Below are 15,674 nucleotides of genomic sequence, written 5' to 3'. Positions count from 1 at the left end.
TTCACATAAATATTCAATAAAATGCGACAAAAAAAATCATCATGTCTAAAAAAGCCATTTATTTAGCTGGAGGAGGTGCCCGAGGCGCTTATCAAGCAGGGGTGCTCAAAGCAATTGGCCAGATATTACAAGTTAAAACACTTCCTTTTGAAGTAGTCAGTGGCGTTAGTGTAGGCAGTATTAATGCGATTGTACTTGCTGAAAATGCGGATGACTTTCCAACTGCCCTTGATAAACTGGAAACCATATGGAGTGAAATCCATTGCCAACAAATCTACAAAGCCAGCAACTTTGCATTAGGTAAATCAGTAGTACGAAATATGAGTACGATGATGATCAAACAGCGCCAAGCCGCACATTTATTGGACACAACCCCACTGAAGCAGATGATCGAAGAGGAGCTTGACTTCACTAAAATCACCCAAAATATAGCCAACGGAACACTAAATACGCTGGAAATAATTAGTAATTGCTATGAAACACGCCAAACAATTTCTTTTTATGAGCATAACAATCCTGAATTTATTGATTGGAATTATCCGCGACATAGCAGTAAGCGCGCCAATATTAAAGCAGAGCATATTTTAGCATCCAGTGCCTTACCCTTATTTTTTCCTACAGTATTAGTGGATGGATTTCATTATGGCGATGGAAGTATAGGCCTAGCAGCACCACTTCGTGGTGCTATTCGATTTGAAGTGGATAAAATTTTAATTTTAGGAACTCGGGCCATACCTACATTCGTTGAGCAGGAAAATTTGCGTAATAACGACGATATTCCCTTTTCGCATATCTTTGGAAATATGCTCAATGCGCTTTTTTTAGATAATCTTGACCGTGATATTGAAATGGTAAATCGAATGAACGAAATTGCCATGCTCCTATCCATCTGGAAGAAGCGTCGTTCTCCTTGGCGGCCTATTACAACATTACACCTGCGCCCTAGTAAAGATTTAGCGCCTTTAGCTCAAGGACATTTTAAAGCCTTACCCACATTGTTGAGATATCTACTTAACTTTTTAGGTGAAAAGAAGCATTCTGGCGATCTTCTAAGTTTTGTTCTTTTCGAACAAGATTTCACAAGAGAGATTCTTCAGTTAGGTTTTCAAGATACGATGAACAATGCAAAAGAAGTGGCTGCTTTTTTTGAGTGACACGCTCTGACCAACTCCACCAGATGTTCGTATAGAATAAACGTGCCTAAATGATGTAATGCTCATAGATTATGAGCGTAACAATCGCAACACATCCTTAGTCTCGGGAAGAATTCCATGCCAAATAAAAAAAGCCTCTGCTGCTTGTTCTACCAACATCCCTAAGCCATCAACGGCGTCACAGCCTAAATCTCTAGCATATTGGACAAAAGCCGTTATATCTTGATGTTTGTAAGACAAATCATAACAAAACGGTTTTGCAGCCATACACTCCAAAGGTAGAGCAATAAACTCACCTGCCAAACTCGCAGAGGTGGCATTAATAACAATATCAAACACACCCTCAACTTCATGAAGGTTGATACATTTGATCTGTGGAAAATCCAGCTGCAATGCGGCTGCTTTCTCAGGCGTCCGATTCGCGATGATAAGGGCTGCAGGATGCTCTTCTAGTAATGGATAAATAATCCCACGTGCAGCACCTCCGGCACCCAGGATTAATATGTGCTTGTTTTGTACCGAAAGATAACGACTCAAATCACGAATAAAACCAATACCATCTGTATTATCTGCCTGCAGTTGATCTGCATTTATCCATAAAGTATTTGCTGCTCCAGCTTGCTGGCAGCGATGACTACGTTGTTGCGCCATTGTAAAAGCACGTTGCTTAAAAGGTAAAGTAATATTAAGTCCTTTGCCTTCTTGATTAAAAAAATCAGTCACTTGTTGTTCAAAAGTGTGATCATCTACTTTAATTTTTTCATAAGTTATTGAAACATTGACCTGCTTGGCAAAATGTTGATGAATGATAGGGGATAGACTATGTGCGATAGGATTACCCATAACTGCATAACGCTGAGGCAATTCACTCTCCTTTTTATTGGTATTTGGTATCATTACGACAGCATCAATAATATCAGAAACATGCGGTAATCATCAGGACACCCTAGAAATTTTTTGATCTAATTTCAATAATTCAATTCTATAAGGCAAGCTCTCGCAGTAATTTTTAGTACTACCAACACCAATTAATCCAAGAATTATTTAACTTTTCTTGCAAAAATACATAATTTTACAATAATTAAAATAAACCCTCCTTCTTCGTATCGCCTTTGCTGTCATACAGTGATTACGAATAAAAATTAAATTTGAATTAAGGAAAATTCAATGAGCGATTTTTCCGAACACGAAAAAAATATATTGAGAAACAGTCCATTGTTGAAACATTTGTCTGAAAAGAACTATCAGTTGTTCATGGCTATTTCGTCTAGAACAACTTTTGGAAAAGGCGACCTCTTACTTAAAGAAGGAGAAATAAGTGATGATTTTTTTATCATTATTTCAGGCACTGTTGGTCTTTATAAGAAAGAGGATGAGAATTCTGATCCCGAATTTATAGAAACATTAGCCGCTGGTGAAACAATTGATGAAATGAGGGCCATTCAAAATCGTACGTGTGCGCTTACAGTAATTGCTATTGAGTCAGTTGTTGTGCTACACACTTCCATTAGTCAATTACATGCATTAGAAAATCAACGCTGCCATAAAGCTATTGTAGAGGCCATTATCAAAATTATTAGTGATCGATTATTCCATAGTAATGAAACCATTTTAAATAAGATTCATGAGAAAAAAAGAAAAAGTAAGCAGCTCCTCTTTTCTCTTTTTAGTATGCTTGTGCTCATTATTTTCTTATGTGAGCTGGGTATAGGACTTTATTATACATTGAATCCTATGGATTTTTGTAATTGGATTAGTGCGCTTCCTGCTGAAAGCGCTAAAGTTTCGTTATAGATAGCTGAAACTGCAATTGTGGGCCATGGCGGTTTTTGATATTTTGAATTAAAACGCAGAGTATCCTTTATAGTAGGCCTATTGTTTTTGGTTAATATTGGTTCTTAATGCTCCATTCCATTCCAAATTTGGTTGCAATCAATAGTCATTAAAATGGAGCTCCAAACAACACTTATACTTAACCCACACGCTTTTTCGCTAAATTCCAAATGAGCATCAATTCATCAAAAGATTGTCCCTGTAAATTATTTAGTTTTTTTTCTTTTGCAACTGTTTTCACTGCTTGTAGTCTACGCTCAAATTTCTCTAATGTTTTTTTAAGCGTATCTTGAGGGGAAAATTGACAATAAACACATAAGGAAAATACCGCATGCAATAGATCACCAATTTCTTCTTGTAACCCAGATTGATTCATGCTCTGTTTTGACTGTAAATGTTCTGAAATTTCCATACATTCACTTTGAATTTGCTCTATAATTTGAGCCGTCGTTTCCCACTGAAAGCCAAAATCAGCAGCCTCTTGCTCTAAGAATAATACTTTTTCCAACAAATTCATTTAACTCACCTCTATGAACAAAACCGTATCATACTTTGGTAATGCAACTTTGATAATAATTATGGAGATTTAGACCTTCCGCTTTGCGGAAGGCAAAATTGCTGAAAAGACAACTTAATGGTGTTCCAAACTTTTGGAAACAACTTCGGCTAAATCACGCGATAGACTCTGCTTCGCTAATCGTTCTAACTGATTATGCATTAAACTTTGCCTGGATTTATCATAACGCTGCCATCGCGTAAATGGATTGGCAGCGCGCGCTGCAATCTGTGGATTGATCTTATCTAACGTAATTAATATGTCTGCTAAAAAGCTGTATCCGCTGCCATCAACAGCATGAAAATTACGTGGATTTGCCATACAAAATGCACTAACTAAAGCGCGAACCTTATTAGGATTTTTAATATTAAATGCAGAATGTTGTAATAAGGTTTTGACATGAGTTAAGGTGTCTGGAATCTCACTGGTTGCTTGTATTGTGAACCACTTATCTAAAACCAAGTCATCTTTAGCCCATTGTTTATAAAAATCCTCAACTGCCTGTTCCCGTAATCCTTGGTTGGTACAACTGGCTAATAAAGAAAAGCTCGCTATTTGATCGGTCATCGTTTGTGCAGAGATAAATTGCTGCTGACACGTCTCTAAAGCAGCGGTTTCCTTAGCCTTCATCATGAGCCACAAACAAATATTACGTAGTTTTCTACGACCATAAGCCACTCCATGCATCTGATGATCTTCTGCTTGCCATAATTGGTGATAAAGTGTTTGTGCTGAGTCATACAAATACCAACCCAATTGTTGACGGAAAAAATCACGAGCAACCTCTACTGCACCCACATCAACACAATTTAATGTTGCTGCAATCTCTTCAAAACCAGGGGGAGTCAATAATTCTGCGCGTAAATCAGCATCTAATGACTCATCGAGTAAGACATGTTTGAATGCTGAACTCAAGGCAGCAGGAATTTGCCACGTATTTGATGGCTGTTCTAAATAATCCTTAATACAACTCAACACCAAACTCTGGGCAGCATCCCACTTAGCGTATCCATCTGTTTCATATCGCAATAAGAAAAGTAGCTCATCTTGGCTTAAATCATGTTTCAATTTGATAGGAGCAGAAAATCCTCTTAATAAGGAGAAAACAGGTTTTTCGCTCAAATCAGAAAAACTAAAACTTTGTTCTGTTTCTTTTAACTCCAAAATATCTCTATCTAGAGACATCTTATGACCTTGAGAATTAAAGAGGGCAATACGAATAGGAATATGAAATGGTTTCTTATGATGGCATTCAGGAGTAGGAGGACAATATTGTTGCATCTTTAAGGTTAACGTACCATTTGCATAAGTACTGATTACCGTAACCTCTGGGGTTCCTGCCTGGCTATACCATCGTTTAAATTGAGTCAGATCTACTTGATTCGCATCCTCCATGGCTGCAACAAAGTCGTCAATAGTCACTGCTTGACCATCATGACGTTCAAAATATAAATCCATACCACGGCGAAAACCTTCTTTTCCAAGTAAAGTATGCTGCATGCGAATTACCTCAGCACCTTTATTATAAACGGTTGCCGTGTAAAAATTATTTATTTCTTGGTACGAGTCTGGTCGCACAGGATGCGCCATTGAACCAGCATCTTCTGGAAATTGGGCGCTACGTAACACACGCACATCCATAATACGGTTCACATCACGTGAATTCATATCAGAAGAAAACTCTTGATCACGAAAAACAGTTAAGCCTTCTTTTAGGCTTAATTGAAACCAATCTCGGCATGTAACCCGATTGCCTGTCCAATTATGAAAATATTCATGCCCAACTACTCCTTCAACATCAGCAAAATCTTGATCGGTTGCTGTATCTGGACGCACGAGAATGTATTTAGAATTAAAAATATTTAATCCTTTATTCTCCATTGCTCCCATATTAAAATCACTGACGGCTACGATCATGAAAATATCCAAATCATATTCTCGTCCATAAACCTCTTCATCCCAACGCATGGCATTTTTCAAAGATTTCATTGCATGAGCACATTTATCCTCATTTCCAGGTTCAACATAAATATGCAAATCGATAGTCCGCCCAGAACAAGTGACAAATTGATCGCTGACTTGAGCCAAATTACCCGCAACCAAAGCAAATAAATAAGAAGGCTTTTTAAAAGGATCCTTCCAAATCACCCAATGACGTCCATCAGCCAAAGTCCCTGCATCGACTAAATTTCCATTAGACAACAAAATAGGATATTGTTTTTTATCTGCCGAGATACGCGTGGTATAAGTCGCTAATACGTCAGGGCGATCTGGAAAATACGTAATTCGTCTAAATCCCTCTGCTTCACACTGAGTACAGAATAAATGGTTGGAGCGATATAGTCCGGATAATTGTGTATTATTTTGGGGATAAATACGTGTCACTATAGTTAAGGTCAACTCATCAGGACAATTTTCTATAATGAGTGCTTCAGATTGTAAGGTATAAGCCGAAGGTTCTAATTTTTGACCGTTCATATGTAGACTTACTAATTCCAATTCGTCACCATATAAACGCAATGCTCCTTTATGACGGCGAATTAATTTAAGTTCGTTGCTAACCAATGCATGATCATCATATAAGTCAAAATTTAAATTCACAGTATCTACTGTAAAAAAAGGAGCCTGGTAATTTTTCAAAAAAACAGTAGTGTTTGGCATGATTATGACATCCTTTGCGAAAGAGTGATTAATTTATTGAGTTATATAAAAAATTTACTTAGTTTAGCCTATAATAATTATAAAGGGGTAGCTTCTTAGATCAAACATTATAAAGAGTGAGAAGTTAACTAAAAACATTTATTGCTTTTATCCACGAGAAGTATTAAATGTAAAGAAACATATGTTTATATCCTTCACCAGGATATGTATAAGGGGATGGCACATGAACACTCAAGACTTTTTAACCGGCTATACCAAACGTTTTGTTGATAATAAAGAAGAAGAACTGAGTTTGGAAGAATACCTGGAATTGTGTAAAAATGACCCTTCTGCTTATGCCAATCCAGCGGAACGCTTATTAATGGCTATAGGGGAGCCAGAAATGATCGACACCCGCCATGATCCTGTGTTATCAAGAATTTTCTCCAATAAAGTGATTCCACAGTATCATGTGTTCCAAGATTTTTACGGCATGGAAGAGCCGATTGAGCAAATTGTCGGTTTTTTAAAACATGCGGCTCAAGGGTTGGAAGAAACAAAGCAAGTGCTTTATCTCTTGGGACCTGTTGGTGGTGGTAAATCGTCAATTGCTGAAAAACTAAAAGATTTGATGGAAAAAGTCCCATTTTATGCCATTAAAGGTTCGCCGGTGTTTGAATCCCCACTCTCTTTATTTAATCCGACAGAAGATGCAGAATTATTGCGAGAGCGTTTTGGCATCCCTTCCCGCTATTTACGCTACCTTATGTCTCCCTGGGCGGTAAAAAGATTACATGAATTCAATGGAGACATCAGCAAATTCAAAGTAATTAAAGTAAAACCTTCCCGTTTAAAACAAATTGCAATCGCTAAAACAGAACCCGGCGATGAAAACAATCAGGATATTTCTTCATTGGTAGGTAAAGTTGACATTCGTAAATTAGAAGAATTTTCTCAAGATGATCCAGATGCTTACAGTTATTCTGGAGGGCTATGCCGAGCCAACCGTGGTCTTTTAGAGTTTGTTGAAATGTTTAAGGCCCCCATTAAAGTTTTACATCCTTTATTAACAGCAACTCAAGAAGGCAATTACAATCCAACGGAGGGTTTATCTTCCATACCCTTTGAAGGAATTATTTTAGCTCACTCTAATGAATCAGAATGGCAAACATTCAGAAACAATAAAAATAATGAAGCATTTATTGATCGTATCAATATTGTAAAAGTCCCTTATTGTCTGCGTGTTTCTGAAGAAAATAGAATTTATCAAAAGCTTATTGATAACAGTTCATTAACCCAAGCTCATTGTGCACCCGGGACCTTGGATATGTTAGCCCAATTTTCCGTCTTAACGCGTTTAAAAGAGCCACAAAACTCTAGTATTTACTCTAAAATGCGTGTGTACAATGGAGAAAGCCTAAAAGATACTGATCCAAAAGCAAAATCATATCAAGAATATCGTGATTTTGCTGGTGTTGATGAAGGAATGAGTGGTGTTTCCACTCGTTTTGCGTTCAAAATACTTTCTAAAGTGTTTAATTTTGACCATAGTGAAGTAGCAGCAAACCCAGTACATTTAATGTATGTGTTAGAACGTCAAATCGAACAAGAACAGCTTCCTCAAGAAATACAAGAATCTTACTTAGGTTTCATCAAAGAGTATCTTGCTCCTAAGTATGTTGAGTTTATTGGCAAAGAAATTCAAACAGCTTATTTGGAATCCTACTCTGAATACGGACAAAATATCTTCGATCGCTACATCACCTATGCTGATTTCTGGATACAAGATCAAGATTATCGTGATCCTGATACCGGCGAAATTTTTGATCGGGCTTTATTGAATCAAGAATTGGAAAAAATTGAAAAGCCAGCCGGGATATCAAATCCAAAAGATTTTCGTAATGAAGTAGTAAATTTTGTGTTACGGGCCCGCGCCAATAACCGAGGCAAGAATCCTGTTTGGAACAGTTATGAAAAATTAAGAACTGTTATTGAGAAAAAAATGTTTACCAATACTGAAGATTTGTTGCCAGTTATCTCCTTCAATGCTAAAGCCTCTGAAGATGATAAGAAGAAACATGAGGAATTCATTTCACGAATGATAGATAAAGGGTATACGCGCAAACAAGTACGTTTGCTTTGTGAATGGTATTTGCGAGTACGGAAGTCACAATAATAAAAACATCTCATCTATGATTACGATGGGATGCAGGATGGGCTCAAGCTCCTGAGGGTATAGTTGTGCTTCACTAAAGCTACAAGTATTCACCAAAAATGATTTTGTATGGGGATAAATTATGTCGCAATTGATTGATAGACGACAAAACGCAGGGAAAAAAAGCACGGTGAATCGTCAACGTTTCCTTCGTCGTTATAAAAATCAGATCAAACGTGCTGTCTCCGATGCCGTTGGAAAACGTAGTATTACTGAAATTGACCAAGGCGAACAAATTACGATTCCAGCTAAAGATATTTCTGAGCCTATGTTTCGCCGAGGCCAGGGTGGACACATAGAGCGCGTATTGCCGGGTAATGACAATTTTATAGCTGGCGATAGAATAAAAAGACCTAGTGGTGGCTCTGGAGGAGGAGGCGATAGCTCTAGTGCGAGTGATAGTGGAGAGGGCGAAGATAATTTTGTTTTTGAATTATCGCGAGAAGAATTTCTCGATTTGTATTTTGAAGATCTTGAATTACCTGATTTGGTTAAAAAAGAACTCGCACAAATTAGTACGTTCAAAACCGTACGTGCCGGAGTAACAACCAGCGGCATCCCTAACAATATTAATGTTCTGCGCTCCATGAAACAAGCAACAGGGCGAAGAGTAGCTTTAGCATCACCCTATAAAAAACAATTAAAAGATGCTGTTGAAGAATTGGATAAGCTGCAAGCACAACCTGTTCTAGATACAGAGGAAGTAAAAAAACTAGAAAAAAGAATTGAATTTTTGAAAAGAAAAATACAAACCGTCCCATTCATAGACACTATTGATCTCCGCTATAATTATCGTATTCGCATCCCCTCTCCTTCTACTCAAGCAGTCATGTTCTGCGTGATGGATGTATCAGGCTCAATGGATGAAGCTAAAAAAGACATTGCAAAACGTTTTTTCATCTTACTCTACATGTTCCTCACTAAGAATTATGAAAAAATTGAATTAGTGTTTATCCGCCACCATACATCAGCCAAAGAAGTCAATGAAGAAGAGTTCTTTTATTCTCGAGAAACAGGAGGAACTGTAGTTTCCAGTGCATTGGAGCTTTTAAGCGCCATTATTGAGGCCCGCTATCCACCTGAGTCTTGGAATATTTACGTAGCTCAAGCATCAGATGGTGATAATTGGAATGCTGACTCACCTTATTGCCAAGAGCTACTTCAAGATAAGATTATGCCTTTATTGCAATATTTTGCTTACATCGAAATCATGCCGCGTCATCATCAAAGTTTATGGGAAGTTTATCAGCTCGTTAAAGAGAGCTATCCTAATTTTGCCATGGAAAATATTGATACGGTAGCAGATATCTATCCTGTATTCCATGAGCTCTTTAAAAGGAAAACTGTATGAGAAAGAAGCCATTATCTACAGGCGCAGAATGGACCTTTGAATTAATTCAGGATTATGATCGCGAAATCGCACGCATTGCTAAAGACTTTAAGCTTGACACTTATCCTAACCAGATAGAGGTCATTTCTGCTGAGCAAATGATGGACGCCTATGCCGCCGTAGGTATGCCTATAGGTTATCATCACTGGTCTTTTGGCAAACATTTTGTAAGTGTTGAAAAAAGTTATAAACGTGGACAAATGGGTTTAGCTTATGAATTAGTGATCAATTCTAACCCTTGCATTTCCTATCTCATGGAAGAAAATTCTATGCCTATGCAAGCTTTGGTTATTGCTCATGCTTGTTATGGCCATAACTCCTTTTTTAAAAATAATTATTTATTTAAAATGTGGACTTCGGCTGATGCCATCATTGATTATTTAGTATTTGCAAAAAAATACATCAGTGATTGTGAAGAACACTATGGCATTAATGAGGTTGAAGCGATACTTGATGCATGCCATGCCCTTATGAATTATGGAGTAGATCGTTATAAACACCCTGCCCCATTATCCATGCAAGAAGAAAAGATTCGCCAGCAAAACCGCGAAATATACATGCAATCTCAGGTCAATGAATTATGGCGAACAATCCCACACAGCAAGCAAGTGGTAAGTCAGTCTCCGAAAAAGCGTTTCCCAGAAGAGCCTCAAGAAAACATTTTATATTTTATTGAAAAAAATGCCCCCTTATTAGAACCTTGGCAACGCGAAATTGTACGTATAGTACGCAAAATGGCGCAATATTTTTATCCCCAAGGCCAAACTAAAGTAATGAATGAAGGATGGGCCTGTTTTTGGCATTATACGATTTTACATGCTCTGTATGATGAAGGTTTAGTTACTGACGAGTTTATGCTGGAAATATTACAAAGCCATACTAATGTCATCATGCAACCGCCTTACAATAGCCCTTATTATAGTGGTATTAATCCCTATACATTGGGGTACCATATGATGCAAGACATCAAACGGATCTGTGAAAATCCTAGTGAAGAAGATAAACGATGGTTTCCTTATTTAGCAAATACAAACTGGTTAACCAGTCTAGATACAGCTATGCGTAATTATAAAGATGAAAGTTTTATTGCCCAATATTTATCGCCTAAATTAATCCGAGACTTGAAATTATTTCATATCGTCGATGATGATCGCAGCCCTGATCTTTACGTCAATGCCATTCATAATGAATCCGGATATCAAAAAATAAGAGAAGCCTTATCACGACAATATAATTTAGGTTATTTTGAACCAGACATCCAAGTTTATTCCATTGATTTACAAGGTGACCGCTCCATGACCTTAAGATATGCTCAACACAATCGAGTTCCCTTGGGTAATACCACCACAGATGTACTCAAACATCTTTATTCCTTGTGGCAATTCCCTATCGTATTGCAAGCAGTAAACTCTGAAAATGAAATTACCCAAGAATACCATTGTCCACCTAAACCGCTCCCTAACGCTTGATTTGTATCTGGTCGAGAGGGCAGAAAGGCCTTCAAGCAGCATAAATCACTTGAAGGATAACGCGGCGAGTTACTTTTTTATTTGATTTTTATTTTCATAAATTTCTTGTTGAGAAAGCTCATTTGATGTATCCCTATGAAGGAAGAAACCAAACTTTTCTCTAAAGTGCGAAGTTAGGTTTGTTTTGCCAATATTATTTTTTAATGCATCAAATTGGCGGACTATTTCTTTGTTTTGTTTTGGATTAACTTCGACAGCTGCTCTCATGAATGCACTATAAACTTCCATCAGGTTTTTATCCACATTTTGTGTTTTTAGCTCATCATAATTGTATTTCTCCATGAGTTGCCGACACACATTTATCACCTCATTTTCCTGACTATCATTTTTAGTCAAAAGCATAGCAACGCGCAGGCAATGAAGTGCGGAATTAGCTCCACCTGGATTAAACATTATTGTATTCCCTTTCATAGCGACTTTTGCTAGTTCAATATATTGCTGGTAGTTCATATCTTTGAAGTGCCTTTGAATGAATTTTGCGGCCCCCATTTGATCGTATAAAGCGGCAGAATAGTGATGAGCAACATCTTTAATCGCTTGATTTAATGTTTTATCAATTAATTGAGAATTTTTTATTACATCTGTATAGCTATTTACACTGTTATTAGCAATATTATAATCTTTAGATACCTGGTGTGTCGTTAAATGAACCGGAGTGATATGAGTACTGTTATAGTGGACAACAGCCAATTGGCAAGCCTGCAACTGCCTCTCATCATCATCAAAATAAGCTATGGATAAGTTAGGATATTTGGATGCAAATTGCTGGAGGAATGCCTCCATCATCAACGCTTTATTTGCAGTATCTGGAGGAAAGTCTGCACCCATTACTTCTACTTTTTGATTGCCCTCAGAAAAATCAATTAAATAAGGATTCCTGGGTATTGTCCCTTTATTCAATTCTTCCATAAGCTGCTCCTTGTTAACAGGAATTCGTTTTGGAGGTGAAGCTAAAACATCTACCAAAGTTAATTGAGGTAAATTAATATTTACTTTTTCTCCTGCAGGATTGTTCAGACGAGCGTCTATAATGCATTCAGCTGTCTTCATTGCTAATTCATTAACGTAATAGTTACAGATAAGCTCCTTATTGCTGGCAAAGTTTTGTAGGTCCAGTGGTTCTCCGCTTTTTATTACTTGCTCCATTAATGGGGTATATAATTGATTAAAGATGGTACCAACAGGTCGTAATTGACGTTGGTTATCATAGTTACCTGCATCAGCAGGGGTAATTACACCATGAACATTGAACCCCATTTGCTGCATCGTCTGGATAATTACGTGACGGCTCAAGGGAGCATAGTCTTGGTTATAATTCCGGATATCCTCTAAACCCATGTTAGTAAACAAATAGACATCTTTAATGCCATTTTTCAATAAAGAATCCAACAAAGCATAGTTCAAATCACTGCCGTTAAATAATAAAGTGCTATCGACATCTAATAAAGCGATTGTAGACATAATATTCTCCTGATAGTCTTTATTTCATTTTAAACATGCTGTACTTAACAAACAGTTAGATGTCTATTCCAAATAGTATGTTTGTGTCTGAACAAAAGCGATTATTGCCCTTTTCATTTTCTGATTACTTTAGAAACTGACTCTTTTGCAATTTTTTTTCATGGCGAGGAAAGTGGCAAACGGATCTAATCACGATAGTTGGATACTAAGAGATTAATTCGAACAGAAGTCATGCCGATTAGGTTCGTAATACCATATTATTTTTTTTCATCCCCCAGATTAAAAAACAAATTTTATAAATCTGCAACAACGTCGGCTTATCCACGAGATCCAGAATATTTATCACCTAATTAATCGAGACTTGAAATAAAGATATAATTATAACAAGTCTCTATCACGATCCGTTCGGACTGAGGAGGCGTTTATGCCGTCTCGAAGCTTTGGCATCAGGCTCGAAAGTACCTGCCAAGGCTTCGAGACGGCGCTGGTGCGCCTCCTCAGCCCGAACGGCTCGAAGTAATTACTTGATCTCTTATCCATAACTGGCGTTGAGTGTGTGTGAGTTGCGGATAAAGAATCGGTTTACATCCCACCTCTGTATTAACCCGTTCAAACTGAGGAGGCATTTATGCCGTCTCGAAGCTTTGGCAGCGGGCTCGAAAGTACCTGCCAAGGCTTCGAGACGGCGCTGGTGCGCTTCCTCTGCCCGAAGGGGTCGAAGTAAATCCTCGTTCGCTTATCCATAACTGACGTTGAGTGTGTGTGAGTTTCAGATAAAGTATCGGTTTACATCCAACCTCTGTCTCAACCCGTTCAAACTGAAGAGGCATTTATGCCGTCTCGAAGCTTTGGCAGCGGGCTCGAAAGTACCTGCCAACGCTTCGAGACGGCGCTGATGCGCCTCCTCAGCCCGAACGGATCGAAGTAAATTCTCGTTCGCTTATCCATAACTAACGTTGAGTGTGTGTGAGTTTCAGATAAAGTATCGGTTTACATCCAACCTCTGTCTCAACCCGTTCAGGCTGAGGAGGCATTTATGCCGTCTCGAAGCCTTGGTATCGAATTCGAAAGTACCTGCCAAGGCTTCGAGACGGCGCTGGTGCGCCTCCTCAGCCCGAACGGATCGAAGTAATCACTCGTTCGCTTATCCATAACTGACGTTGAGTGTGTGTGAGTTTCAGATAAAGTATCGGTTTACATCCAACCTCTGTCTCAACCCGTTCAGGCTGAGGAGGCATTTATGCCATCTCGAAGCCTTGGTATCGAATTCGAAAGTACCTGCCAAGGCTTCGAGACGGCGCTGGTGCGCCTCCTCAGCCCGAAGGGGTCGAAGTAAATCCTCGTTCGCTTATCCATAACTAACGTTGAGTGTGTGTGAATTTCAGATAAAGTATCGGTTTACATCCACCTCTGTCTCAACCCGTTCAGGCTGAGGAGGCATTTATGCCGTCTCGAAGCCTTGGTATCGAGTGCGAAAGTACTGCCAAGGCTTCGAGACGGCGCTGATGCGCTTCCTCTGCCCGAAGGGGTCGAAGTAAATCCTCGTTCGCTTATCTTAATAACAATACTCACACTAAGTTATGATCAGGAACAAACCGCGAGGACGCCGGCTGGGAGAACTAGTGCAGAAAGATTTACATGATACGCCAAAAAATAAAATGCCCCAATTGGGGCATTGACAATTACTCTGAAGCCATTTCGATAGCAAAGGCTAAAGCCAATTTAGAAAAATTAGTCATATGTTCTAGGCTTAATTTTTCCATTGTATCAGCAGAAGAATGAATGTAAGGATTATGATCTTCAAAATTAGACTCGCATGGGAATGCTGCTGGAACCCCCATTTCATGCCATGACGCATGATCACTACATCCATAACCACATTCTGAATAATCAACTGGAACTTGTACATAAGTCTTAATTAATTGAGCGACAAATTTACTTAAGTTCCTATCGGTGTAATCAGTAAATACCCACATAGTCGGATCTTTAGGATCTACGCGGTAGCCAGTCATATCAAATTGGATTGCTGCTTTTACCGGGATAGATTTAGATTTAAAATGATCAACTACATACTGAGAGCCGACTAAACCGCGTTCTTCTGCAGCATACCAAATAATATAAATGGGTCGCTTAAATGCTATTTTAGAATTCAACAATACGCGTGCCATTTCCATATTCGATGATGAGCCACTACCATCATCCCCCGCTCCTGGCATAGGCAAATATCTTCCATCACCATCAAGCGTGTCCATATGCGCCCCAATCACTACCGCAGGTGCTTTAATGTCTTTACCAATAACAGTTACTAAGGAAGGTTGTTTATACCGACCTGTTTTCACAAAGAAAGTTGCGGTATCCGTGCGACCACTTGCAGTGACCATCTGTTCAAATGTGTCTTTTAACCAATTAGCAGCTAATACGCCTGTATCTTTAGTTGCTGAACGATCATGAAATGAAGTTAATTGAGATAGAGTGTGCCAAATATTATCAGGTACTATATTTTTTAACTCTTCATTAACTTCCTTTTGGTGTTTAATCTCATAAGCAACATCACTTAGAGGTTTTGCTTTCACTGTCTTTTGCTGTAACAGTCTTTGCGCTGATTGTTTTTTTAGCGCAATTTGCGAGCCTTCAATTTTATGGCTCACATTGACAAATCGCCCACATTGGTTTTGATCTGCTAAATGACTTAGAGCATCCAAATCAGTTAAGGAAATATCAATGATTTTAAAATCCTTATTTTCTGCCAAAACCTTATAGGGAGTAGTAATTTTTGCAGCCAGACATTGAGATACTTGCACTTGCTCGTGAATAGCATTCGCTGCCAAAACATTCGCACTCGCAAACATCGAACCCGCTGCGATATAGGTCATCCATTGATTCAAACGCATTTCTA

General features: G+C 38.4%; 10 protein-coding genes. 5 read left to right on the top strand and 5 right to left on the bottom strand.

Annotated features, from left to right (window positions below; translation table 11 throughout):
- Positions 1-41 precede the first annotated feature (41 nt).
- A complete protein-coding gene (locus tag DYH34_RS01285; RefSeq protein WP_058464010.1) occupies positions 42-1,154 on the top strand; it encodes a patatin-like phospholipase family protein in 1,113 nt (370 codons plus the stop codon).
- Positions 1,155-1,223: 69 nt separating this feature from the next.
- Here the strand turns inward: DYH34_RS01285 and aroE are convergent, their stop codons facing one another.
- Positions 1,224-2,018 carry a shikimate dehydrogenase gene (aroE, locus tag DYH34_RS01280; RefSeq protein WP_058464011.1) on the bottom strand — a complete coding sequence of 265 codons (795 nt, stop codon included), beginning with the start codon at positions 2,016-2,018 and terminating at the stop codon, positions 1,224-1,226.
- Between the two features lie 303 nt (positions 2,019-2,321).
- Between aroE and DYH34_RS01275 the strand changes: the two genes are divergently transcribed.
- Positions 2,322-2,948: a Crp/Fnr family transcriptional regulator gene (locus DYH34_RS01275; RefSeq protein ID WP_058464012.1), complete on the top strand. Its 627-nt coding sequence runs from the start codon at positions 2,322-2,324 to the stop codon at positions 2,946-2,948.
- A 178-nt stretch (positions 2,949-3,126) separates the two neighbouring features.
- Here the strand turns inward: DYH34_RS01275 and DYH34_RS01270 are convergent, their stop codons facing one another.
- Both DYH34_RS01270 and pepN read right to left on the bottom strand, forming a co-directional pair.
- Entirely contained in the window at positions 3,127-3,504 is a 378-nt protein-coding gene (locus DYH34_RS01270) for a MazG nucleotide pyrophosphohydrolase domain-containing protein (protein WP_058464013.1), read from the bottom strand.
- Positions 3,505-3,618: 114 nt separating this feature from the next.
- Positions 3,619-6,204 carry an aminopeptidase N gene (gene pepN, locus DYH34_RS01265; RefSeq protein WP_058464014.1) on the bottom strand — a complete coding sequence of 862 codons (2,586 nt, stop codon included), beginning with the start codon at positions 6,202-6,204 and terminating at the stop codon, positions 3,619-3,621.
- A 223-nt stretch (positions 6,205-6,427) separates the two neighbouring features.
- On the opposite strand from pepN, the gene DYH34_RS01260 reads away from it, so the two are divergent.
- From DYH34_RS01260 to DYH34_RS01250, 3 genes are all read left to right on the top strand, one after another.
- A complete protein-coding gene (locus DYH34_RS01260) occupies positions 6,428-8,359 on the top strand; it encodes a PrkA family serine protein kinase (protein ID WP_058464015.1) in 1,932 nt (643 codons plus the stop codon).
- Between the two features lie 121 nt (positions 8,360-8,480).
- Positions 8,481-9,749, top strand: a complete 1,269-nt coding sequence (locus DYH34_RS01255) for a YeaH/YhbH family protein (protein WP_058464016.1) — start codon at positions 8,481-8,483, stop codon at positions 9,747-9,749.
- Entirely contained in the window at positions 9,746-11,257 is a 1,512-nt protein-coding gene (locus DYH34_RS01250) for a SpoVR family protein (RefSeq protein ID WP_058464017.1), read from the top strand. Before DYH34_RS01255 ends, DYH34_RS01250 begins: the two co-directional genes overlap by 4 nt.
- A 69-nt stretch (positions 11,258-11,326) precedes the next feature.
- On the opposite strand, the gene DYH34_RS01245 is transcribed toward DYH34_RS01250, so the two are convergent.
- Together DYH34_RS01245 and lapA are read right to left on the bottom strand one after the other, a co-directional pair.
- Positions 11,327-12,778, bottom strand: a complete 1,452-nt coding sequence (locus DYH34_RS01245) for a hypothetical protein (RefSeq protein ID WP_058464018.1) — start codon at positions 12,776-12,778, stop codon at positions 11,327-11,329.
- 1,682 nt (positions 12,779-14,460) lie between these two features.
- On the bottom strand, positions 14,461-15,669 hold the full coding sequence (gene lapA / locus DYH34_RS01240) for an aminopeptidase LapA (protein WP_058464019.1): 1,209 nt from the start codon (positions 15,667-15,669) through the stop codon (positions 14,461-14,463).
- Between the last annotated feature and the right edge of the window lie 5 nt (positions 15,670-15,674).

Origin of the sequence: Legionella cincinnatiensis, from assembly GCF_900452415.1 — a bacterium.
GTDB lineage: Bacteria > Pseudomonadota > Gammaproteobacteria > Legionellales > Legionellaceae > Legionella > Legionella cincinnatiensis.
Note: the sequence above shows the minus strand (reverse complement) of the source record. Positions and strands in the feature narration are given on the sequence as shown.